General features: G+C 28.1%; 20 protein-coding genes. 5 read left to right on the top strand and 15 right to left on the bottom strand.

Features of this window, described 5'->3' with window-relative positions; genetic code table 11:
* The first annotated feature begins 662 nt into the window (after nt 1-662).
* Complete coding sequence (locus ON24_RS01045) at nt 663-2,573, top strand: right-handed parallel beta-helix repeat-containing protein (RefSeq protein WP_016358781.1); 1,911 nt, start codon at nt 663-665, stop codon at nt 2,571-2,573.
* Nucleotides 2,574-3,175: 602 nt separating this feature from the next.
* Here the strand turns inward: ON24_RS01045 and ON24_RS01040 are convergent.
* The 4 genes from ON24_RS01040 to mch all read right to left on the bottom strand — a co-directional run bounded on the left by ON24_RS01040 (nt 3,176) and on the right by mch (nt 8,323).
* Entirely contained in the window at nt 3,176-4,978 is a 1,803-nt protein-coding gene (locus tag ON24_RS01040) for a right-handed parallel beta-helix repeat-containing protein (RefSeq protein WP_040681627.1), read from the bottom strand.
* A gap of 781 nt (nt 4,979-5,759) precedes the next feature.
* Nucleotides 5,760-6,485 (bottom strand): epoxyqueuosine reductase, encoded by a 726-nt coding sequence (locus tag ON24_RS01035; protein ID WP_040681626.1) that lies wholly within the window; start codon nt 6,483-6,485, stop codon nt 5,760-5,762.
* Between the two features lie 125 nt (nt 6,486-6,610).
* A complete protein-coding gene (locus ON24_RS01030; RefSeq protein ID WP_016358784.1) occupies nt 6,611-7,021 on the bottom strand; it encodes a secondary thiamine-phosphate synthase enzyme YjbQ in 411 nt (136 codons plus the stop codon).
* A 333-nt stretch (nt 7,022-7,354) separates the two neighbouring features.
* The gene (mch, locus tag ON24_RS01025) at nt 7,355-8,323 is read right to left on the bottom strand and encodes a methenyltetrahydromethanopterin cyclohydrolase (RefSeq protein WP_016358785.1); all 969 of its coding nucleotides are present in this window, start codon (nt 8,321-8,323) and stop codon (nt 7,355-7,357) included.
* Between the two features lie 432 nt (nt 8,324-8,755).
* On the opposite strand from mch, the gene ON24_RS01020 reads away from it, so the two are divergent.
* Complete coding sequence (locus tag ON24_RS01020) at nt 8,756-10,087, top strand: FAD-dependent oxidoreductase (RefSeq protein WP_016358786.1); 1,332 nt, start codon at nt 8,756-8,758, stop codon at nt 10,085-10,087.
* Between the two features lie 405 nt (nt 10,088-10,492).
* On the opposite strand, the gene ON24_RS01015 is transcribed toward ON24_RS01020, so the two are convergent.
* The 4 genes from ON24_RS01015 to ON24_RS01000 are packed head-to-tail and all read right to left on the bottom strand — an operon-like array spanning nt 10,493 to nt 12,907.
* Nucleotides 10,493-10,690: a hypothetical protein gene (locus ON24_RS01015; RefSeq protein ID WP_016358787.1), complete on the bottom strand. Its 198-nt coding sequence runs from the start codon at nt 10,688-10,690 to the stop codon at nt 10,493-10,495.
* 25 nt (nt 10,691-10,715) lie between these two features.
* Nucleotides 10,716-11,387 (bottom strand): ribose-5-phosphate isomerase RpiA, encoded by a 672-nt coding sequence (gene rpiA / locus ON24_RS01010; RefSeq protein ID WP_040681624.1) that lies wholly within the window; start codon nt 11,385-11,387, stop codon nt 10,716-10,718.
* A gap of 28 nt (nt 11,388-11,415) precedes the next feature.
* Nucleotides 11,416-11,853 (bottom strand): UPF0179 family protein, encoded by a 438-nt coding sequence (locus tag ON24_RS01005; RefSeq protein WP_016358789.1) that lies wholly within the window; start codon nt 11,851-11,853, stop codon nt 11,416-11,418.
* A gap of 10 nt (nt 11,854-11,863) precedes the next feature.
* Nucleotides 11,864-12,907: an NAD(P)-dependent glycerol-1-phosphate dehydrogenase gene (locus tag ON24_RS01000; RefSeq protein WP_016358790.1), complete on the bottom strand. Its 1,044-nt coding sequence runs from the start codon at nt 12,905-12,907 to the stop codon at nt 11,864-11,866.
* A gap of 338 nt (nt 12,908-13,245) precedes the next feature.
* Here ON24_RS01000 and proS point away from each other — a divergent pair, with 338 nt between their 5' ends.
* From proS to thiD, 3 genes are all read left to right on the top strand, one after another.
* Nucleotides 13,246-14,658 carry a proline--tRNA ligase gene (gene proS, locus ON24_RS00995; protein ID WP_040681623.1) on the top strand — a complete coding sequence of 471 codons (1,413 nt, stop codon included), beginning with the start codon at nt 13,246-13,248 and terminating at the stop codon, nt 14,656-14,658.
* Between the two features lie 17 nt (nt 14,659-14,675).
* Nucleotides 14,676-15,356 carry a 2-phospho-L-lactate guanylyltransferase gene (cofC, locus tag ON24_RS00990; protein ID WP_040681622.1) on the top strand — a complete coding sequence of 227 codons (681 nt, stop codon included), beginning with the start codon at nt 14,676-14,678 and terminating at the stop codon, nt 15,354-15,356.
* A 196-nt stretch (nt 15,357-15,552) separates the two neighbouring features.
* On the top strand, nt 15,553-16,296 hold the full coding sequence (thiD, locus tag ON24_RS00985; RefSeq protein ID WP_040681621.1) for a bifunctional hydroxymethylpyrimidine kinase/phosphomethylpyrimidine kinase: 744 nt from the start codon (nt 15,553-15,555) through the stop codon (nt 16,294-16,296).
* Nucleotides 16,297-16,823: 527 nt separating this feature from the next.
* On the opposite strand, the gene ON24_RS00980 is transcribed toward thiD, so the two are convergent.
* The 7 genes from ON24_RS00980 to ON24_RS00950 form a co-directional block, all read right to left on the bottom strand.
* Nucleotides 16,824-17,555, bottom strand: a complete 732-nt coding sequence (locus ON24_RS00980; RefSeq protein WP_040681620.1) for an ABC transporter ATP-binding protein — start codon at nt 17,553-17,555, stop codon at nt 16,824-16,826.
* 21 nt (nt 17,556-17,576) lie between these two features.
* Entirely contained in the window at nt 17,577-18,320 is a 744-nt protein-coding gene (locus ON24_RS00975; protein WP_040681619.1) for an ABC transporter permease, read from the bottom strand.
* Between the two features lie 366 nt (nt 18,321-18,686).
* Nucleotides 18,687-19,631, bottom strand: coding sequence for an ABC transporter substrate-binding protein (locus tag ON24_RS00970; RefSeq protein WP_040681618.1), 945 nt, complete (start codon nt 19,629-19,631; stop codon nt 18,687-18,689).
* A 562-nt stretch (nt 19,632-20,193) separates the two neighbouring features.
* Nucleotides 20,194-20,583: a transposase gene (locus ON24_RS00965; protein WP_016358797.1), complete on the bottom strand. Its 390-nt coding sequence runs from the start codon at nt 20,581-20,583 to the stop codon at nt 20,194-20,196.
* A 416-nt stretch (nt 20,584-20,999) separates the two neighbouring features.
* Entirely contained in the window at nt 21,000-22,022 is a 1,023-nt protein-coding gene (locus ON24_RS00960) for an adenylosuccinate synthetase (RefSeq protein WP_040681617.1), read from the bottom strand.
* Nucleotides 22,023-22,361: 339 nt separating this feature from the next.
* Nucleotides 22,362-22,982, bottom strand: coding sequence for a hypothetical protein (locus ON24_RS00955; RefSeq protein WP_040681616.1), 621 nt, complete (start codon nt 22,980-22,982; stop codon nt 22,362-22,364).
* Between the two features lie 171 nt (nt 22,983-23,153).
* The gene (locus tag ON24_RS00950) at nt 23,154-23,777 is read right to left on the bottom strand and encodes a DUF6891 domain-containing protein (RefSeq protein ID WP_040681615.1); all 624 of its coding nucleotides are present in this window, start codon (nt 23,775-23,777) and stop codon (nt 23,154-23,156) included.
* Nucleotides 23,778-24,144: the final 367 nt, after the last annotated feature.

Here is a 24,144-nt window from a genome sequence, read left to right as displayed (position 1 = left end):
ACGTGGCCAGAATCTCATTTTTACATCAAATATAAAATCAAATAATGAACCCCTATTTTAAAAAAATATCTGAATCCATTAAGATTTTTATTGAAATAATTCAATTATCAAGATCATGATTTAAGGATTAAAATGTTATTTAAAACTTATCATAAATCTCATCTTAAATTCATAGACAATATGCACAGAACTACACAACCCAGAAACCCCAAAACTAACCTTAAACAAAAAATAAAAAACAGTAATCCTTAAAATCAAGATTATGAAAAATAAATAAATATTTATAAAAAAATAGTGCAAATCCATAATATTTCCTATAATAAATATATAATTTCAATAGTTTGTTTAAGAAAAATTTTCAAAAAATCATGTTTTGACTTGTAAAAACAATAAAGTTATATACAAACATAAAGTTATATTACAATGTTAAGTGCAATTCGAGTAATAAAATTTTATAAGAAAATTTCTTAAAATACTTTTTTATAAAGTTAAAGGATTATAAGACGAAATTTATTAATAAAAATTAAAATTTATTAATTATTTCATTTATTAAAAGATAAATGATTAGATAACACTAAAAAAAATAATATCTAATAGACTTTTAATTTACTCAATTCCATTTAATGATTAATTTTTAATATTTTTACAAAGAGGTTTAAAATATGAATAATAAGAAACTAATCTTTTCAGTTTTAATATTATTTGTAATTTTAACACTTGGATGTGTAAGTGCAGCACCTGATAATGGTACTAGTGACAGTTCAGTTCAAACCGTATCAGTTGATGATGCTAATGAGGTAACATCAGACAATGTAGATACTGATGTTAATTCTGCAACTAATAATACTAAAGATGTTGTATCAGATCCAAGTACTGTTCAAATTACAAAGGACATGGATAATAGTGCTATCCAAACTGCAATTGATGGCGCAAATGATGGCGACACTATAAACTTTGAAAATTCAACATACACCAATATTAATTTAGTTGTTAATAAATCACTTAACCTAATTGGTAATGGTGCAACCTTAACAGGTACTCCTGCTTCAGGTAATAGATGGAATGGTATAATGATGATCTTAAACTGTAGCAACACAAATGTCACAGGATTTAATTTCATCTGTGAAGGCGTTACAGGACCTGTAATGATGAATACTCCATCTACATTAACAGTTATAAATACAACCAATACCCTTATTGAAAACAATACTGTAACTGGTGGAAGATTCGGTATTGCCATAAGCAGTAACTTCAATGCACCTAATTACGATGCGATTGTAAGAAACAATATTGCATATAATGCATTAGATGCAGGAATCCAATCCTTTGGTTCAGCACGTACATTAATTACAAACAACACTGTTATAAACTCAAGTAACCATGGTATTGATGTAAGACATGGAACTGGACCTAATTGTACTGTTGTTAACAATACCGTAATTGGTGGAAAAGAAGGTATTTATATAATGCATTCTACAGGTCATACTGTTGAAAACAACACTATTATAAACACTACAATCAGCGGTATAACTGGATATGGTGCTTCTAATACTGTATTTGATTACAACAACATTAGTGGTAGTAGAATTGGATACTTACTTGCAAGTGGATACAGTAACATCACTATCGGTAACCACAATACATATAATTTAGACTTCGTTCCTATGACCCCTACTTTCACTTACCAAATCGTAACAAGTGACAGTACACTTCCAAGTTATGGAACCTATACTGATTCCTCATATACTGCAACTGAAACCAATATACAAGCAAAAAACGTAACTAGAAGATATGAAAGTACTGAAAATAGTACATTTACTGCTAAACTCTGGCATGATGCTATTAACTACCCAATCCCAGACCAAACATTATATGTAACCATTGATGGTGTAACCTATGTAAATGTAACTGACGATAGTGGTGCTGTAAATATAGATATAAGCAACCTTACTATCGGTACACACTCCGTATATGTTTCCTACAATGGAACTGACTACGGTGCATCTAACTGGACAGGTTACATCAATGTAATTGGTGAAGAAGGATACACAGTCACTGTATCTGATGTTAATATGACCTATAAAGATGGTAGTAAAGTTGTTTTAAAACTTACTAAAGACGGTGTAGCTTGTGCTAATGAAACTGTAACAATAACTGTTTGTGGTAAAACCTATACAAGAATTACCGATGAAAACGGAACTGCTACATTAAATATTAATTTATACCCTAGAACTTACACAGTTACTGGAGCTTATAAAGGAATAACTGCTCAAAGTACTGTAACTGTAAACAAAGGTACTGTAAAATACACATCCATAACTACTAATGTTAAACGTGGAAATAATTTCAGCTTTACTGTATTAGACAGTAAAAACAAAGTTGTTTCTGGCCAAAAAGTTAAAATTACTGTTTGTGGTAAAACTTACTACAAAACTACTGATTCAAAGGGTAAAGTTTACCTTAAAATTAATTTAAACCCAAGAACATACAAAATTACCTACAGTTTAGTAAACAACAATCTTTACTCCAACGGTAAAGTTACAAAAAGTACTAACTTAGTAGTTAGAAAATAAATTATAAAGATAGGATATTCACTTTTCTTAAGTGAATATTCTTTTACTTTTTAAAAATCAAACACACTTATTTTAAATTATTTTTATTAAAATTAACTTAATTCAGAAAAAACAAGACCCTTTTTTATAAAAACTAAAGATTGAAGTTAATTCAAATATAAAAAAAGAGAAAAACCATTTTTTTATAAAATCAAAAAATCTGATTGATTTTAACAATTTTAAAAAAAGAAGGATTATTTTTTATAAAACTAAAAAATCTGATTGATTTTAACAATTTAAAGACTATTTATAAGACTAAAATTAAAATTAATTTAAGCCATTTAATATAGAAAGACTTCCTTAATAAAATATTGACTCATTTTGAAAAAAATTATGAAAGTTAAATCTTTTATTTAATTTAATATAAACTACTTTTAAAAAAAAAGAATGTCTCTTAGATATTCAACTAATTAAAATAAATAAGACCATAAAAATAAGATTAATTTATTTTTAAACATTCAATAGAAGGCAATAGTTTAGAGGAAATCAAAAAAAGCATTTTAATCTAAAAATTAAATAAAAAAAGAAAAAATAAATTTAATCAATTAAATTATAGATTTAATTTAATCGAAATCATCATCATTATTTCTACGTTTGTATCCTACAACAAACAATAATACAAGAGCAACTATTGCAGCAACAGCAAGCCATTGCCTATTTTGAGCAGCGGATCCTGCAGATGTTTTCTGAGTTGCAATTTCATATGCCTTACCATTATCAGCAGATCCGGAACTTGATGAGGAACTACCTGCACCATTATCTCCAGATTGTCCGCTACCACCATTAGATACACCGGAACTTTCACCAGACATGATTCCTGTACCATTTAAATTGGAATTAGTTCCGGAACCAGAACCTTGTCCAGTTCCTGAACCGGTACCTGTTTGATTACTAGTACTTGTACCTTGATTATTTGAATTTGATGGATTATTAGAATTATTAGGATTATTAAGATTAGTGTTTGATGGGTCGTCTTTTTTGGTATCTGTTGAATCAGTGTTTTCACTTGATTTTTTAACAGTTACAGTAGTAGTACTAGAACCTGACTTAACAGTAATCTGTGAACCGTCATCTACATCAGCATCAATTACAGCTTTACCGTCTACATATGATGCCTTACCATAACTTTGACCATTGATTGAAACATCATCCATATCAAAGTCACCTGCAGTAACAACATTACCATTATCATCATATAACAAACCATAAACTTGATTACCTTTTTTAGAAAATCCTAATGACAGATGTTTGATTTTCTCCCAATTTAACTCACCACCCATTAACATTGGACAAAGGTGAGCCTTAGCTTGTTCTCCATCATTGGTAATATAATAATTTGCACCTAATGTAAATACTGGTTGGGTCATTGTGTTTTTAGCATCAAATTGAGAATTAAATCCTATTGTATTATACCCAATATATATCCTAATTCCCGCAGATTTATAATCATCACCAAATAGAATACCATTACCAGTATTTCCAGATCCATCATCATAAACTGAGGAATACTTTGCTCCAGTAATAGTATTTTCACGTATAACATCATTATGAGAGTGTGAATTGATGAGAATGTTATTTGCATTATCTTGAATATGATTATGAATGAAGTTACAGTTAGATGTACTTCCCTCCATATCTAAACCCGCTCTACCATTAGAAAGCAAATCATTATAAGTTAAGTTTAATTTATCAGCATTATGAATGTATACTCCATCTCTTGTATTTTTACTAATATTATTATTTTTAACAATAGTGTCTTTGGTATCATATAGATCAAGACCATTTCTTCCGGAATTCATAATTTTATTACCTGTTAAATTAGATCCAATAGAATTCTTAATCAATACTCCACCTTCCCTTCCACCATTGATAGTGTTATTCTGAATATTAACATTATTAGCGCCATTTACTATTATCTGATAATCAGCATTACCATTTAATGTAAAACCTCTAAGCAAACATCCAGAGCTACTATTGATAAAATAAAATCCGAAACTATTTCCCAAACCTAAAGATTTAGCTTTAGTTGATAGTTGACTATTAGTATTTAATACACTATTGGAATCACTTATAATGTTCAATTTCTTATCAACAACTACTGAGAAATTATTATACGTTTTACTGGTGAAATTAATTGTATCACCACTTTTAGCCCCATCAAAGACCTTTTGTATTTCCTCGGTATTTAAACTAGAATTAACATTATAAGTATTTGAGGAAGAACTTAATTTTACCTCGGTTGAATTTGTATTATCTGTTGCAGATACAGATGTAATTAAAGCAAAACACAAAATAATTATCAATATGAAAAAGATTACTTTTCCATGCTGATAATTTTTTGTGGATTTTTCTTTAGTTAAATCCATATAAATCAACATCAATATTTTAATTAAAATTCTTCATAATTAATTTAAAATTAAATTTACATATTAAAATAAAAATAAACTAACGATATTTAAATATTAATTATTAAACATGAATTTAAATTATATAATTAAAAAATAATATGTTTAAACATTAATTAAATAAATATAACTTAATTTAAAGCCAAATTAAATAAATAAACCATTTTTAAATTAATTAGCTAAAATCAAATTTTAATTAATATTTTATTATATGTAACAAACAATATATAAATCTTATTTTAAAAAATTAACAAAGTTATAATTTAATTTGAACAAAGATTTGATAATTTAATTATAAAATAAAATGATTTTTATAAAAAAAATTAAACATAGTATAATATTTAAAACAAAAGGAAAATAAAACCATATACATAAAATGTTAAACGAGAATATGATATTCAAACAAATATAAGTTATGAAATGAAAAACCAATGAAAAATGCTAGATAAACGAATTTAATAGTAAAATATTTAATTAAAACAATAAATAAACATAAATCATATTTAAAAACGTGTTTAATAATAAACTATAAAATTAAAGATAGAACAAACACCAATAAAAAAACAATGAAAATAATGGAGATTAAATAAATATTAGAAATTTAAAATAGATTCAAATATAAATCAAATACCTAAATAACATAAGATATAACTATAAAACAAAGAAACCAATATTAAAAGATACAAAAAAGATAAAATAAAAATAAAAAACTAGTTAAAATAGAAATAAATAAAAATAATGACTATAATACCTTCCTTAGATATTTCTGGGTATGTGGACATGCAGCAATGCATCTGCCACATATGGTATCCTCTCTTCCAAGAACTTCCCTACATTGTTTTTTAGCTGCTTCCATACATTTCTCATAATCAAAGAAATCTTCCCTTTTAAGTCGCGGACTCCAAGTAATTCCAGAAACTGCGCCGCCAGGACATATATTTCTACATTCAGTACACATACCGCATAGTGAAGCTGTAACTGGATGTGCATACTCCAAAGGAGCATCAGTTAAAACAGTTGATAAACGTAAAGCAGAACCAAACTCGTTTGTTATAAATGCATCACATTTACCAATCCACCCCAGACCTGCTTTTGTCCCTACAGTTTTATGGGGTATAGTATTATCACAACCATTATTAAAAATAAAATCGTTACATGTTCTATCAAAGGTTTGAGCATAAGCATTATAATTTTTAGATTTAAGAAAAGCCTCCACATCCTTACCTATTGAATCCAACTCATCATTTATCTTAGAATAATGATTATAATACTCAAGTGAAGGTCCATCCAAAAGAGTTTTAACAATATTGGCATCAAGATTAATTAAAAAACAAATACCTGACTTAACCTTAAAACCCAAATCCTCACCATTAATATTACTTACACCCATGTCATTTAAATCTGCAAAACCCACCTGTTTTGCACCTTTAGATAGAATAAATTTCTTTAGATCATTAGAAAGAGACATAAAAAACTAACCCTTTATTACATTATAAAATCATTAAAAAACAATTATTTTTTTAAATTAATTAGAAATATTTTGTATTTTCTAAAATTTAAATCTTTACAATAAACAAATAATTAAAATAAAGGCTAATCCCCCATTATAGTTAAATCAACTTGACGTCTAGAACGAGGACCATCAAGTTCAATGAAGAAAACAGATTGCCATCTTCCTAAATCCAAACTACCTTCATATATTGGAATTATTTCTGATGGACCTAAGAATAGGGATCTTAAATGTGAACCTGCATTGTGATCTATCATATCATGACTATACCTATTTCCATCAGGAATTAAATCATATAGGATATTAAAAATATCTGTTTGAAGGCCCTTCTCATTCTCATTAATTATTATTGCAGAGGTAGTATGTTTTGTAAAAACATTAATGATTCCTGAATAAATCTGTGATTTTTTAATCTTTTCATTAATATATGGCGTAATATCAACTATTTGAAATCGATTAATCGAATTTATGTATAATCTATCTTTTACAATCATAATAACACCTCATAATCCATGATATTAATAATATAAATTAATCTCTATTAAAAATCATATAAAATTTTTATGAATATTATAAAATTATTAGATTATTGGAAAAAACTAGTAAATAACTACTTAGATTAAAAAACAGAACAAAAAACAATCAATCAAAATAAAAAAAACAAAACACACCAAAATTAAAAAAACAGAACAAAAAACAATCAATCAAAATAAAAAAAACAAAACACACCAAAATTAAAAAAACAGAACAAAAAACAATCAATCAAAATAAAAAAACAAAACACACCAAAATTAAAAAAAATAGAATAGTAAAAATTACTAATCTATTTAGTTATCTACACCAAATGATTTTTTAAGTAAATCTGCATTTACAAATCCTTCTTTGTAAACTTTACCAGTAGTGAAATCATTGATTACTACTTCAGCAGGTGCAAACATTCCTTTATCGATTTTGTAGAAGTCAAATCCAGCAGCTTTAAAAGTATCATAGAATGGTTCACCATATCCGTCAGCCGCAGATGAAGGTACTTGTTTAGCAAGAGCTTCAATATCATCTCCTTCTTCAGATTCAAGATAATAATAAGTTCTTCCACCAAATAATACTGCATCATTAGTTCTTCCCATAGCTTTTAGGCCGTCTGGAGTTACAGGTGCAATAGGTGCAATACCTGCAGCATGTTTAATTTTAGTTACATCGAATCCGAGGAATTCTAACATTTTGTATACACCGTTTTCAACTACCCTTCCTGCAATTTGGATAGATCCAACAAATGAGGAGGTAGGTGCAACAAGTAAATATACATTTTCTACATCAACATTACACTCATCAGCAACATATTGTGCTACATCCTCACCAGGTAAAACATCAGATTCTAAAGTTAAAATAGCTAAATCAGCATCATCTTTGTAACCAATTGCATCAAATGTTTCTTTAGGATTTAAAGATAATGCTCTTGCAGGTCCTGAACCTAATGCAAAGAAATCTCCTACTGAAACAGACCAACCTGCTTCTTGTGCACCTAATGTTGAAATAGCTGGATAATCAGTTTTAACCTTGACTGAAGGAAGTGCGAATTTTTCAGACAAATCTCCAGGAATAGAAATACCTACATCAGCAAGTCCACCAAGACATACCTCAGTATATAATTGTCCTGCTTTTAAACTTCCCTCAACATTTACTCCACAATCGATAACAGTAGCTCCATTGCTTAATTTAGAAACAGCAATTTTTAAAGCATCTGCATCATCAATCATTTTATCGACTACTTTTTTAGCTTCTACATTTACACTTACCATATTTAAACCTCAGAATAAATATTTTAAATTATTATTAAACTTATATAAAATTAACATATTGGAAATAATTTAACATAAGCTAAGTATTAATAGTATATTTATTAAATTATTTAAAATTTTATAAGTGATTCTGATTTATAAAAAATATAGCCGGGTGAATTAAAAATTTTAAAGAAAAGTTTTTACAATAAATAAAAAAATGGTAAAATATTCAACATATCTATAAAAAATATAAAAAATCTTTAAAATATTACAGAATATTGAAGTTATTGGATACAAAACAAGCAATTATATAATAATCTTATAATAATTAGTAAAATATTAAATTTTACAGTGAAAATTTTAAAAAAAGCTAATAGTTATATAATAATTTCAATAAATTAAATTTATATAATATTTTGTTTTATATTTATGAATTTATAGGATGAAACAATGAAAGTAGTAATAATTGGTGGGGGAGCTGGAGGAATGCCAACTGCCTCAAATATTAGGAAAATAGATAAAGACATTGAAATAACAGTTATCACTCGTGACAATTATATTGCATACTCACCATGTGCAATACCTTATGTATTAAGCAATACTATTGAAACATTCGATGACATTGTTATGAAAACCCCTGAAGATTACAAAGAGAAAGATATTGAAGTTTTAACTAACTCCGAAGTAACTGATGTTGATAATGATAAAAAAGAATTAACCTATACTTCCGAAGGTGAAGTTAAAACCATGAAATATGATAAACTTGTACTTGCTACAGGTGGAAACTCATTTATACCACCTATACCTGGTGCTGATTTAGACGGAGTATTCAAAATCAGAAACATCAACGATGGTAAAAAAGTTAAAGAATGGATTAAAAACTGTAAAAATGTAGTGGTTACTGGTGCAGGTTTAATTGGTATTGAAATAGCTTATGCATTTAAAGAATTAGGATTGAATGTAACATTAAACGAAATGTTACCTCAGATAGTACCAAGGTCCCTTGATCCTGACATGGCTGAAATTGTTACAGAATATCTTAAAAGTGAAGGACTTAATATTGTTCTTGGAAAACCAATTACCGAGATTAAAGGTGATGGAAAAGTTGAATCTGTAGTCGTTGATGGTACAGATGAAAACCCTGCAGATATGGTTATTCTTGCAACTGGAGTAAGACCTGAACTTAATCTTGCAGAAATGATTGGTTGTGACATTGGAAGATGGGCTATTTTAGTTAATGATAAAATGGAGACTTCAGTTAAAGATGTTTATGCTGTAGGTGACTGTGTTGAATCTTATGATGCCATATTAGAATCCAATACCATTTCACAATTAGGTACTACTGCTGTTCGTCAAGCAAAAACATGTGCACAAACAATTACTGGTAAAAAATCCAAGTTTAATCCTGTTTTAAACTCAATGGTTACCAAAGTAGGTAAATTGGAATTTGGTGCTGTAGGACTTACAACTAACTTTGCTCAACAAAACAACATAAAAACTGTTTCAGAAAAGATTGAGGCATTTACTAGAGCAAGATATTATCCAAATGCAAAACCTATGGACATCAAGGTTATCTGTGATGCAGACGGAAAAATCATAGGTTGTCAAATCATTGCAGAAGAACGTGTAGCAGAAAGAATAGATACTATGACCCTTGCTATTACCGAAGGATTAGACTGCTTTGATTTAAGTAATATGGAATTTGCTTACGCTCCTCCAGTATCAATGGTTACTGATCCATTAGTACTTGCTGTAGATGAAGTAAGTAAAAAATTCAACTAAATCTCTTTTTTTATTTTTTATAATTTTAAATTAAGCATTAATTCTGTTTTTAAAAATTATTTTTAAATTTATTTTAAAGTAAAGTTTATCCTTAAAATACGACCATTTTTCTAATTTAAATTAAGATAAATCTTTAAAGTAAAGTTTATTTTTAATATACTGCTATTTTTTAATTTAAATTAAATTAACTATTTAAAATGAATATTAAAAGATTAATGATAAAGATTAATCAAAATATCCAATTATAATAATTAAATTAGCGCCAATTCCAAATATTAAATAACCGAAGTAAAAAAAAATGAAATATTGATTTTAAACAAAAGAATAAATTATTAGAAAATCAATTTAAAAATAATCCACATAAGAAGTTAAAATAGAATAAAAAATAGAAATAGCTAAAAAAAATCAAATACGCTTATATGCAATATATATTATAAATATTCCAATTGCAAGTAAAACGATTTGAGGGAATAATGCAAATACAATTAATGGGATTAAACCTAATTTAGCCAAAATCCATAAAACTGCATAAATAACAATTAATATACCAATTAAAAGGGTAAATTGATATACCCTTTTCTCAACATCATATGGCAAAGGCATTAAATCACCTGAAAAACAAATAAAATCATAAAGTTATTTCTCTGATTCCATCTTTAGTACCTAATATAACTTTATCCACCATTTCAGTAAAAATTCCATTTTCAACTACACCTGGAAGAGTGTTTAAATCTATTTCTAAATCTATAGGAGATGAAATCTCATTAAATTTAGCGTCAATGATAAAATTACCATTATCAGTTATTACAGGACCATCCTTATTTACCGCCATTCTTACAAGAGGTTCTGCACCCATATCCTTTAAGGCATTTGAAACAGTGGTTTTAGCCTTAGGAATAACTTCGACAGGTACCGGTGTAGCACCTAATTGACTAACATATTTAGACTCATCTGCAATAATAATAAGTTTGTCCGCGGAATAGTCTACAATCTTCTCCATTGTATGGGCTGCTCCACCACCCTTGATTAGGTTTAAATCCGGATCGATTTCATCTGCACCATCAACTGCTAAATCAATACTATGTTCATCAAGACTAGTTAATGGAATATTCCACTGTTGTGCAAGTAACGCAGATTGATATGAAGTAGGAATTCCCATAACCTCAATACCCTCTTCCTTAACTCTCATACCTACCTTTTCAATAAAGTAATGAGTAGTAGATCCAGTACCAAGACCTAAAATTTGACCATCTTTAACTTCCAAAGCTGCTTTATAACCAACATCTTGTTTAAGATTCATAATCACACCAAAATAGCTTAATAAATAATTATTCAATAAAATTTATATAAAGTTTATTTAAAGTTAAACCCTTCTTACAAACTCCTTCAAATCTACCTAAATCTTTTATGATAATACACTTATCATTATTATATAATCCCTCAGGGAAACAAAGGTCATGATATTCACAATAGACATCACAATCAGGAGAATCATAGACTATAGTTGAACCTTCAAATACCTTTTTAGAATTAAATAAAATAGGAATATCTGCTTTCTGAACTTCAACTGGAACAACCTTTCCTTCAGCATGAAGAGGACAATTTTGATCATTGTTTCTAACAGATATAATCTCATACATTCTATTTTTCTCCAAGGAATCTATACATGAAGATTTATATCTACAGTTTTTACATTCCTCTGCAGGACCATAAAAAATAAATTTAGTTCCTTCACGGGCAAAATCCTTTCCTACCAATGTTATCATAATATTACCTCTAAATAACTCCTGTCTTTATAGCTAAATTACGAGCTGCATCTCTAGATATTCCCCTATCTCCTAAAATTGTATATCTTTCAGGCCTAATAGTATGTGCCATTGTTAAAGCATCAATAATATCCTCAGGATCTAAATCCAAATCATATGCAGTTGTAGGGGCTTTCATACTTTTTAAAGCATCCCTAATAAATTTCCAATCTCCACCTTGAAGATTCATCATCATAATAGTACCTAAACCACATTGTTCGCCATGTAAAGCTGGCTTTTTAGCAATTTTATCTAAAGCATGGGAAAACAAATGTTCAGAACCACTTGCAGGCCTACTTGAACCAGCGATACTTATTGCCATACCACTGCTAAATAACATTTTAGCAACCAATCTGGCACTAAGTTCCAAACCTTCCTTAATACTATCTGCAGAATCTATTATTAATTTTGCAGTCATCAAAGATAGTGCCGCTGCTGATTCGGAAAAACTTACATTTTGAAGTCTTTGTGCAAGACGCCAATCCTTCACGGCAGTATAATTTGATACAATATCTGCACATCCAGAAACCAAAAATCTAAAAGGTGCATTTTTTAATATTTCAGAATCCGCAATTAAAGCCATTGGAGCATGTGCTTTAACTGAAACAGAACCTTTTGAGTTTTTAATAGATGCCATAGGTGAAGCAATTCCATCATGAGAAGCTGTTGTTGGTACTGATATGAAATAAGAATTCTTATTAGTTGAGGCTAGTTTAGCAACATCTATAACTTTACCACCACCAACCCCTAATGCAAAAGAGTTCTCAGCTAATTTGTCTTCAACCTTTGAAACATACTTTTGAGTAGCATCACTAACCTGAATAATCTCAGGGTTAAATCCTGCTTCCTCTAAACTATCATATACCAATTTCCCTCCAATTTTTAAGGTACGGTTACCTGTCACAACTAAAGGTTCACCAGGAAGTCTTAAATTACGAGCAATTTCACCTGTTTCATAAATGACATTTGGACCAATATGAACTTCCCTCGGCATTTGAATAGTTTTAGAATCCATGATTAATTCACCTAACAATAAAAACTAAATTTTAATGAAATATAAAAATATTTATATTATGAATATATTTGTAAGTATCTAATAAAATAATTTTTGTTTAGAAATTTAAATAAAAATTAAATTTCAAAATCAAATAAACAAACCTATTCAAATATTTTCAATAAATCCAAGAAAATCTAATATAATAATATTTATTAATTAATAAAAAGATAAATTATAAATCATAGAATAATTGATTTTTTAATTTAAACAATTAAATTAAAGATTTAATATTAGTTTAATTTAATAAAAAATACTTATTTTAAATTATATTATGAAAAAATAAATACTTAGGTGATATAGTGGAGAATTTTAGTGAATGGTTTCATAATATCATTGAAACAGCAGATATTATAGACCCTAGATATCCTATTAAAGGTATGGGAGTATGGTTGCCTTACGGATTTCAGATTAGAAAAAATTTTTTTAAGATAGTTACTGACTTAATGGATAAGGAACATGATGAAACCTCATTTCCTCTTTTGATTCCTGAAGAAGAACTTGCAAAGGAAGGTTTACATGTTAAAGGATTTGAGGATGAAGTATATTGGGTAACTAAAGGTGGTCAAAAAGATTTAAATGAAAAGTTAGCTTTAAGACCTACCAGTGAAACAGCAATTTATCCTATGTTTTCACTTTGGATAAGATCCCACATAGACTTACCTATTAAAATTTATCAAAAAGGAAGTACATTTAGATATGAAACTAAACACACCAGACCAATGATAAGGGTACGTGAAATTACCTCATTTGTTGAATCACACACAGCCCATTCAAGCCCTGAGGAGGCAGAGGAACAAGTCCAAACAGGTATTGAAATTTATAAACAAATTTTTGATAGTCTTGCAGTACCCTACTTAATCAGCAAAAGACCAGAATGGGATAAATTCCCAGGTGCTGATTATACTATGGCATTCGATACAGTATTTCCCGATGGAAAAACCTTACAAATCGGTACAGTGCATAACCTAGGCCAAACATTTGCTAAAACATTTGACATTACCTTCGAAAATAAAGAGGGTCAGCATGAATATGTATACCAAACATGTTATGGAATATCCGATAGAGTAATTGCATCAGCAATTGCAATTCATGGAGATGAGAAGGGTTTGGTTCTTCCGCCTGCTATAGCACCTGTTCAAGTTGTAATAGTCCCAATACTATTTAAAAAAGGTGCTGAGGAAGTATTGGATAAATGCAATGAAATTAAGGATGCATTATCAAAAGATAATATTAGGGTTAAAATTGATGATAGGGATATCCGTCCCGGTAAAAAATTCTTCAGTATTGAAAACAAGGGCATACCATTAAGAATAGAACTTGGACCAAGAGACTTAAAAGCAAATAAGATTGTTGTTGTAAGAAGAGACAATGGTGAAAAATCAGAACTTACAATTGACGACAATTTAGTATCCTCCATAAAAGACCTATTAAATGATATCCATGACGATCTATACAAGAAGGCATGGGATAAATTTAATAAATCACTTAAACTTGTTGAAGATGAAAAAGACATTAAAGAAAGTATTAAAGAAGGAAACATTACAGAATTCTACTGGTGTGGAGACACCGAATGTGGAAAGGAAATAGGAAAAATTAGTGACGAGGATTTCCTTGGATCAAGTGAGGACCTTGATGAGGATACAGATAAAGTATGCGTACACTGTGGTAAGAAAGCAAAACATATTGCCTCAGTAGCTAAAACATATTAAATAAAATAGATGATAATATGGATAAAATAGATGCGATAATACCAGTTAGTAAATTCTCAAATGCAAAAACTAGATTATCTCCTTTTTTAAGTTTAGAAGAAAGAGAAAAACTATTAAAGGCTATGCTTACTGACGTGACAAATGCGTTAAGAGAATATGTAGATAATATTTATATCATAAGCTCAGATGATGAGGTTTTGGAGTTTGCTAAAGAATTGGATGTAAAGACTATAATAGAAGAGGAAAACCCTGATGGTAACAATTTAAATAACGCATTAACCCAGGCAATGACCGAACTCAAGGATAAAACCAAGAAAGTTATTATTTTACCTTCAGATGTACCGCTTATTGGAAAGACCAATATTGGTATGTTACTTCAACAAACACAGTTTATGGACTTTGTAATTGTACCTTCAAAAGGAGGGGGAACTAATACATTAATTATTAGTCCTTTATCAATTGAAATGAAATTTGGCGATTTCAGTTTCATCAAACATGTAAAACAAGCAGATTTACATAACTTTACCCCAATGGTACATGATTCATTCTTTATGGCAATGGATGTAAATACAACCGAGGATTTAGGTGAAATACTAATACATGGAGACGGAACTAAAACCAAAGAGTACCTAAGGGAATTAGGTATTAGTGTACATTCCATCCATGGACCAGAAAGACTTAATGTTGAAAGAAATTAATATTTAAAACATAATTAAATATTTATTTCACTTGAAAATACTTAACGTTAAGAGAAATTAATACCTAAAACATGATTAAATTTCACTTAAATTTCAATTTTCTTTTTTTTAAATAATTTTAAACAAATATTAGGATTGTGCTACAATCAATAAATTTTCAATTTTTTTTATAACAATCAAAAATTAACATGATAACATGATAGGACTTACAATCGCAGGATTAGATCCCTCCGGAGGAGCCGGAATACTTACAGATATCAAAACATTTAGTGCCTTAGGAATCCATGGAACCGGAGTCATAACTGCATTAACTGCTCAAAACCCATCAAAAGTCTATGGAATTCAAGAAATTGATACCGATTTTATATCACTACAAATTGACAGTATATTGAAGGAATACCCAATAAAATATGGTAAAACTGGAATGTTATACTCCAAAAAAGTAGTCAAACTTGTAAGTGAGAAAATAGATGAATATAATCTAAACATTGTAATTGATCCGGTAATGGTTTCTACATCAGGGGGACAGCTATCTGAGGAAAACTTTACAAAATACTTAAAAAAATACTTAATTCCCAAGGGAATACTTGTTTGTCCTAATGTAAGTGAAGCTGAAAAACTATCCAAGGTTAAAATCCGCTCAATCGAGGACGGAATCCGGGCTGCCGAAAAGATTGGTCCCAATGTAATAATTACAGGGGGACACTTAAACGGTACCAATATCTTTTATGACGGTGATATTTCTATTTTCAAACAAAAGTTAATTGAAACAGACAATACCCATGGTAGCGGCTGTACATTTTCCGCTGCAGTTTGCGGATATCTAATAAAAGGTTTTAATTTAAAAGAATCTATTGAAAAATCTAATGAATATGTATATCATTCCATTAAATATGGAAGATATGGTACATTGAATCCATTATATAAATTAGAAGAATAAAAATATTATAATAGTTTCATAAACTACAATAATTATTAATCGTTCTTTTAATTTAATTAATTAAAAAATTCTACTAAAATCAATTAAACTATTTTAATAAAAGCAAAATCCATTAAATCAATTTTTTAATGAAAAAATCCCCTGCTTCTACTTTAACAATTTTAATAGATTAAATTTAATAATATAAGAAATTATATCTAATATAATCAAATAAATGACAGATTATTAAAATAACATAATTAAAAGATAATCTAAGCCAAATGGAAAAATATCTGATAAAAAAAAAAATAAAAACTAACTAAGCAACTAATAAATGGAAACGTAAAAAGAATCAACAAAAGCGAATAAACAACAAAATATCTATAAAAAAACTGATTAACTAAGAAAAAACTGGAAAGTAAAAAAAATCAGCAAAAATAGCCAATAAAAAAAATCAATAAAAAAAGAATTAAAAAAAAACCCACAGAAATAGCCAATAAAAAAAATCAATAAAAAAGAATTAAAAATAGAAAATAAAGGTTTAGAAATTATAAGTATTCGGAAATCTTATCCTGAATAGCCAATAATTTAGGATCATTTCTTTTTCTTGGATGTGGCATATCAATATCAATTACATCCTTAACTTCTCCACCATGTCTTCCCATAACCACAATTTGATCTGCTAAGAATGTGGCCTCGGAAACATCGTGAGTTACAAAGAGGATTGTATTATATTTTCCAAGTGAATCAAGCAACTTCTCCTGAAGATCATGTTTAGTTAACATATCTAATGCAGAAAAGGGTTCATCCATTAAAACTGTATTTGGGTGGTTGATCATGGTTCTAATTAAAGCAACTCTCTGTTGCATACCACCGGAAAGTTGATACGGGTAAAGGTCTTTACTATCCTCCAATCCAACACCCTGAAGATAAGCCTCAACTCTCCTTCTACTTTCCTCATCATTGTCTCCCCTAACTTTAAGGGAAAACATTACATTATCAAACACTGTCATCCAAGGAAATAGTGAATATTGTTGGAAAATAAAACCCCTATCTGTGGAAGGTCCTTTAATAGGCTTACCATCTTGTTGGATTTCACCAGAGGTAGGTTTATCTAAACCACCTATCAATCTAAGTAAAGTTGTTTTACCACAGCCTGAATGACCTAATAGACAGATGAACTTATTATCCTCAAAAGTAATATTCAAATTATCTAAAACTTTATTCTCTTCCTCATTATTCTTAAAAGTTTTAGTTAAATTTTTTACTTCTATTGTCAAATTAAAATCTCCATTAAATATTTACCAGAATATTTTATCCTGTATCTTAGTAAATCCATAATCAAATAAAATTCCGATTAAACCGATTACTAACATACCAACTACAGTTGTACCTGGATCCATTAGATTACTTGCTGTTTGAATCATATAACCTAAACCAGTACTTGAACCAATCATTTCTGCTGCAACAGTACACATTAAAGCAATACTTACCCCTACTTTAAGTCCTGAAACAATATAAGGAACAGCGGAAGGTAAGATAATCCTTCTTAAAATTGTACCATTACTTGCACCCAATGTTTGAGCTGATTCAATTAGAATACTAGGGGTTCTTTTAACACCATCTATTGTATATACCAATAGTGGGAAGACACATCCCATAAATATAATAAACACAGCGGAATTCAAACCTATTCCAAACCAGAGAATTGAAAATGGAATCCAAGCAATCGGTGGAATTGGTCTTAGAATACTGATTAATAAAGAACAGAAACTGTCCAGAGTTTTAGAGTATCCTAAACATATTCCCACAGGAATAGCTACAATTGATGCAAGAATAATACCTAAAAATACTTTAATTAAAGTACTTATTGTATTGTCAAGTAGACGTCCATTCATTATAATCGTATATGCAGAATGACATACATCAATAGGACTAGGTAATTTAAAACTTGGCACTAAACCGAAACCGTCGGTAATCAAATACCAAATAATAAGCACTATGATCGGTAAAATACAAGGTAATAATTTTTTCTTTAAACTCAATTAAATCACTTACTAATCATAAAACTATAAAAATTTCTAATTTAAAAAATTTAAAAATTAAGTTACCACTATAAAAATTAAATTAAATAATAATATTATTTAAATGTTTTATAACATTCTTAAATAAAATATAGATTTAAATAGTATATAAAAATAACTTTTTTTTAAAAGAAAATATATCATAACTAGAATATTTTATATTATAAACCTAAAAATATTGATATTTTTCGAAAATACCAAAATTAATTTATTATATTTCATAATCCAATAAAAATACAATCTTATTTTAAAAATGAAATAAAAAAATAGAAAAAAATTAAAATATTAAAAATATTTTAATAAAAAAACACGTTTTTTAAAACAATCTTATCCCTTATAGAATATTTGATCCTCTGTAAGGTTTTTATTTAAAACACCTAATTGGATTTCAGTATCTTTAAAGTCCATTACAGATTGTTTGTATGTATCATTTAATCCAGATACAAAGTCAATACCTTTTAATACATTACCCTCTAAACTTGCATTTGGTACGATATCACTAGGTAATAGTTTTGCAGCTTCATCCGGATGTTCGTTAATGTATTTGGTAGCATTTTCATGAATAGCTAAAATTGATTTTAACTCCTTAGGATGGTCTTTAATAAAGCTATCACTTGCTACAACTACACAGCATGGATGGTCCGGCATTATCTCAGAACTATTTTCTAAGAGTTTACCATATCCTGAACTAACTGCAATGGAAGCATATGGTTCATATGTTACAATTGCATCTAAACTTCCAGTTTTAAGTGCATCATTCATCTGAGCAACCTTCATAGAACTTGGATTAACTTGAGAAATATTGACATTTTCTTTGTTTAATGCATATTCAAGAAGCATATATTGAATAGAAGCTTCACCTGGAGTTGCAACTTTTTTACCTTTTAAATCAGCAATACTATTAATTGAAGATTTGTTTGAAACTACAATACCACTTCCTTCCATTTGTGCTCCTGAAACTATTTTTACAGGAATGCCTTTAGAAATAGATGATAAAGCAGGTGTTACTCCAACATATCCTACATCAATATCTCCACTTGCCATAGCAGTCATTAAATCTCCACCATTATTAAATGATGATGTTTCCACATTAATTCCTTGAGCTTCATATTGTTTTTGAGCTTGTGCAACAAATAAAGCAGAATCATGATCTGATGGTAAATATCCTATCTTAACGGTAGTCTCATCAGAGTGACCGAAAGCATAGTAACCACCAATAATTGCAATTATTATTATAACAATTGCTATTATTACTCCTGTCTTTTTATCCATTGAATCACCTGAATTTTTTAAATAATTAAATTAATTGTTGAAAATTCTTATTAAATTTCAATTTTAATTAAAAAAGCAAGATAAATAAAAATACAAAAAGATTATCAAATCTTTATAGAAAAAAATCATAACATAATTTAATTAAAATACAATAAATAATTGTTTAACTTACATATATAAAGCTTATCCAAAACAGATTTAATGTTAAATTATTAGTTCAAAATCCAATATATTTTACTTAAAAAATTTATGAAACCAATAAGAATGATAGAAAAATGGAAAAATAAAAACCATACAAAAAATTTCAAAAAATCAATGAGAAGTTTTAATTTTAATATAAAATGAGTAATTTAAAATAAAATCAATTAATTGGAAAAAATAAAGTTTCTAAAAAGAACAATATGAAAAAATAGACATTTAAAACAATGATTAAATTTAAAAAAAATAGGGAATGTGAAAAAGTAATATTATTCATTAAAAAAGTATTATTTCAATAAACTAACATTCACTGTTTAAACAAGATAATGAAAAAATAATAAAAGGTTATTAAACTTATAAAAAATCAAGCTCCGTCTTCATCGGAATAAAATTCTGGATTATTAATTAATTTCTCTTTAAATAAATGAGTCAAACGAGAAATACATTGTCTAGAATAACCAGTTTCCTCAGATAATTGTGTAATTGTTTTATCATCCATATTAAATAAAACGTACAACATCATCCCCATTGGCATTCTGCTTTTATGAAATATAGTACCTGTAAAATCATTAAAGTTAGAACCACATTCTTTACAGGAATATCTTCGAACTCTCCCCTGTTGACCCCTGTTAACAATATTATATGATTTACATTGTGGACAATAAACCCCATTGACCCATCTTAGACTTCTAAAAAAGGCCATAGCAACCTTATCGTTTGGAGTTTTAATACTGTCATTCAAAGATTCTGTCATATAATAATCTTAGTTTAAGATTAAATATAAAATTTTTGACTTAAATTTTATTAAAAAAAATCAAGTATATTAAAATAATAAAAGATTAAAAGAGTTTTAAATTAGAAACAAGAATATCAATCTATTAAAATATATTTTAAATAAAAATAAATTAGAATATAAGTAAAATAAGCCTTTTAAAATGAGAAAAATAATTTAAAAATAATAATTATAAAACCGATTTGAAAAATGGCAATAAATAATATATAGTTCTATTTTAAAAAATGGTGAAAATACTAAAAATTAACTTTAAAAAACAATAATAAGTTAACGGAATAATCCTATTTAAAAAAAAGCATAGTTATAGGAATAATCAATTAATAAAAAAAATAAGATATCTATCAGGGTTTAAAAAAATATTAAAAAGGGATAATGAATTATAATAATTCATCTCTTAAATCGATTGTATCTTTTAAATCTGGACCAGTTGAAATAATAGTTACTGGAACACCAGTTTCAGTTTGAATATCATCAATGAATTTCTTGGTTTCACCTGATAAATCAGAGAAATCCTGTGTTTTAGCACAGTCAGGATATAATTTATCCACACAGGTCAATGCGATTTGAGTAGTACCATTAATTCTACAAGATTCCTTTGCAAGATCCATGTCAAAAAGACCTACCCTTCTACGTCTACCAGTCACTACACCATATTCCTCAATATTTTTAGCCTCTGCCTCTTCTTGAGTGATTTCTGTAGGGAAAGGACCTGCCCCTACACGAGTGATATATGATTTGAATACAGTGATTACCTCATCAACTTTAGTTGGACCTACACCAACATCAGCAGCAAAAGTACTGGCACAGGTGTCTTTACTAGTTACATATGGATAGGTACCATAGTATAAAGATAATGAAAATCCCTGGGAGCCTTCAACAAATACATCATTACCCTCATCAAGTGTTTCATTAATAGCTAAAGATACATCGGTAATATAATCCTCAAGTTCAGGAACATCTTTTGCTAAATCTGCAATCCTTAATACCCTATCAGAATTAGCTGGACCACAGCCGGAACCAGTACTTCCTATCTTTTTGGATAAGTAATCAGAGTGTTTATCTCTTTCACGATGCTCAGGTTTAATAATAGCACAACGACCATCTACCAATGTTCTACCTTTCACATCATATTTATTTAAATATTCTAATTCATGGAAGAAAACTTCAGGATCTACAAGAACCCCTGCACCAATCATAAGTTTAGCACCAGTATGAACAAAACCAGAAGGAATAAGTCTTAACCCATATTTCTCTCCATTGAATTCTACAGAATGTCCTGCATTAGGACCTACTCCAGCACGTGCTATAATATCAGGTTTGTCATTATTACAAAGGTAAGTTATACATTTTCCTTTACCTTCATCTCCCCATGCTCCACCGGTTAAAATACTACAAGTCATTTAAAATCTCCTACATTATAAATGTCATTATTAAATTAAATCTTTAAAAAGACCTTTTTTTAAAAAATACATATATTAAAAAATTGTTTTTAAACCATTGTAATATTACTTTGTTAAAGTTTATAAAGTTTTAGAAAAATTCATATAAATGACTTAAATAAATTTTAAAAAGAAATAAAAATATAGAAAACTATAAAAATAGGTCAAATCTAAAGTTGAAGTCATGAAAAAAATATTTTAGAAGATATAAGAGTGAAAATTAAACTATAGGAAAAATGGACAGAATAAATATCCTAGAATCTAAAAAAAGGTAAATCACAGAGAAAAAAATAATTTTTTTTATAAATCCAATAGGGACTCCTCACATAATGGATCATAGGGAAGTTCGAATTCGGTACCTTTCCTTTGCCAATACTCAAGATAATATCTTACCCATTTATTGGAAAGTTCTAGAATATCATAGTCACTTAATGATTCAAAATCATTAAAAATATTTAAGGAATTTCCACCAACACAAATAGCGATATCGTCGGATGTAAAGGACAAAATAAAGTCTGGAACATTCTCCCCACTCTCATCCTTAAAATTATCCAAAAATATTAACTCGTTTTCAAATTTCATATCCAAATCATTAATAAAGTCAAAATTCTGGAATTTAAATTCAGAATAAACCAATTTTTTACTAAATTCAATTAAAAAATTATTATCCAAGCCATGGGTATTTTTAAGAAATTCAATATCCTCCTTATCATTATAAAGAATTGAAAATAGAGAATTATCTGCAAAACGTATAGATATCTGACTGTCATGAATAGAATCCGAATCTTTACCTTTAGATGGATTATATAATTGAACATGTTCAAAGTCCAGATATATGGAATCACCTACAACCTCTAAAGCTGTCCATATACCTGATTTGGAAATCACATCCTCCAAAATATCATATGACTGTCTATTCATAAAATCACAATATGCTTTTTATAACTTACCTGATTAAATTATCCAATATACCCGAAGATTAAGTTTAAACAATTTTTAATTCCAAGGGATAGATTTAATAAACTATTTCTAATCAATGAAAGTTTAAGTATTCAATATAACCTATAAAGTATTGAACTCAAATTATTTATATTAATATTCCTTACTATTGTATTTAATAAAATCTTCATATGCCCCCTCCATAAAATAGGTGGTATCATCAAAGATTTTCTCCCATTTGAAATCCTTTATTTTAATTGGTTTATCTGGATTATTACTCCATTCCACATTAAAATCATACTCTTCTAAAATACTGATTATATTATTTGCAAGTTCCCTAGATGCTTTTTTATCAGTTTCATCAAATAAACCAAAAGCTATAGTTAAAACGTTATTTTCAAATACCTCTTCAATACCGGATAAAGTATAGAAACAAAAACCTTTAGGACTATAATTATTGTTTATTAAATGAGTATATATTTCAAAAGAGTCCTCCACACCCTCCTGAATATCATAACCACAATTATGTATAGAAACGATACCCTCTTTAGTTAATTTATTAAATCCCTCTTTAAGATTGGTAAAATCAGCACTATTAGATTTTTTTTGATGATCATTAAATTTATCCATAATTTTATTATAGATTTCATCCTCGTTTAAATCGAAATCTATAAACTCATCAATTATCGTCTCCAAAATATCATCTTTATCATAGAACCCTACCTTTACTAAAAAATCAATCTCGTCATCAATTTCATCCATTAACTCACTATTCATATAATCACTAATAAAAAAGTTTTAAGATATTCACTCAATAATTTAATTTTAATTTATTAATTAATAAACCTTATAAAATCATTTTATATAAAAAATATTTTACATATTCAGATTAATATAACATTTAAAATATATAGTGTTAAATGCTTTTTTTATAATTTCATGTAATTCACTTCCAAAAAAAGATATAAACAATCCATATCCTAGTAATTATCTAAAACCAATAGAATATTTATGGGTAACTGATTAAATAAATCAAATTGTGAAAATAAGTTCAAATAAGAAAATAAAATTAAAAAAAATAAAAAAAGCAATAAAAATAATCCTATTTCAATGTAATAAAAAGATAAAAAAGTACAAAAATGAA

The sequence above is a fragment of the Methanobrevibacter boviskoreani JH1 genome (genome assembly GCF_000320505.1).
Taxonomy (GTDB): domain Archaea; phylum Methanobacteriota; class Methanobacteria; order Methanobacteriales; family Methanobacteriaceae; genus Methanarmilla; species Methanarmilla boviskoreani.
The sequence above is the reverse complement of the archived record's forward strand: the minus strand, read 5'-3'. Positions and strand labels throughout refer to the sequence as shown.

Coding starts and splice junctions, on each gene's coding strand:
- ON24_RS01045 (WP_016358781.1), top strand. CDS start 663: ATGAATAATAAGAAACTAATCTTTTCAGTTTTAATATTATTTGTAATT.
- ON24_RS01040 (WP_040681627.1), bottom strand. CDS start 4,978: ATGGATTTAACTAAAGAAAAATCCACAAAAAATTATCAGCATGGAAAA.
- ON24_RS01035 (WP_040681626.1), bottom strand. CDS start 6,485: ATGTCTCTTTCTAATGATCTAAAGAAATTTATTCTATCTAAAGGTGCA.
- ON24_RS01030 (WP_016358784.1), bottom strand. CDS start 7,021: ATGATTGTAAAAGATAGATTATACATAAATTCGATTAATCGATTTCAA.
- mch (WP_016358785.1), bottom strand. CDS start 8,323: ATGGTAAGTGTAAATGTAGAAGCTAAAAAAGTAGTCGATAAAATGATT.
- ON24_RS01020 (WP_016358786.1), top strand. CDS start 8,756: ATGAAAGTAGTAATAATTGGTGGGGGAGCTGGAGGAATGCCAACTGCC.
- ON24_RS01015 (WP_016358787.1), bottom strand. CDS start 10,690: ATGCCTTTGCCATATGATGTTGAGAAAAGGGTATATCAATTTACCCTT.
- rpiA (WP_040681624.1), bottom strand. CDS start 11,387: ATGAATCTTAAACAAGATGTTGGTTATAAAGCAGCTTTGGAAGTTAAA.
- ON24_RS01005 (WP_016358789.1), bottom strand. CDS start 11,853: ATGATAACATTGGTAGGAAAGGATTTTGCCCGTGAAGGAACTAAATTT.
- ON24_RS01000 (WP_016358790.1), bottom strand. CDS start 12,907: ATGGATTCTAAAACTATTCAAATGCCGAGGGAAGTTCATATTGGTCCA.
- cofC (WP_040681622.1), top strand. CDS start 14,676: ATGGATAAAATAGATGCGATAATACCAGTTAGTAAATTCTCAAATGCA.
- thiD (WP_040681621.1), top strand. CDS start 15,553: ATGATAGGACTTACAATCGCAGGATTAGATCCCTCCGGAGGAGCCGGA.
- ON24_RS00970 (WP_040681618.1), bottom strand. CDS start 19,631: ATGGATAAAAAGACAGGAGTAATAATAGCAATTGTTATAATAATAATT.
- ON24_RS00965 (WP_016358797.1), bottom strand. CDS start 20,583: ATGACAGAATCTTTGAATGACAGTATTAAAACTCCAAACGATAAGGTT.
- ON24_RS00960 (WP_040681617.1), bottom strand. CDS start 22,022: ATGACTTGTAGTATTTTAACCGGTGGAGCATGGGGAGATGAAGGTAAA.
- ON24_RS00955 (WP_040681616.1), bottom strand. CDS start 22,982: ATGAATAGACAGTCATATGATATTTTGGAGGATGTGATTTCCAAATCA.
- ON24_RS00950 (WP_040681615.1), bottom strand. CDS start 23,777: ATGAATAGTGAGTTAATGGATGAAATTGATGACGAGATTGATTTTTTA.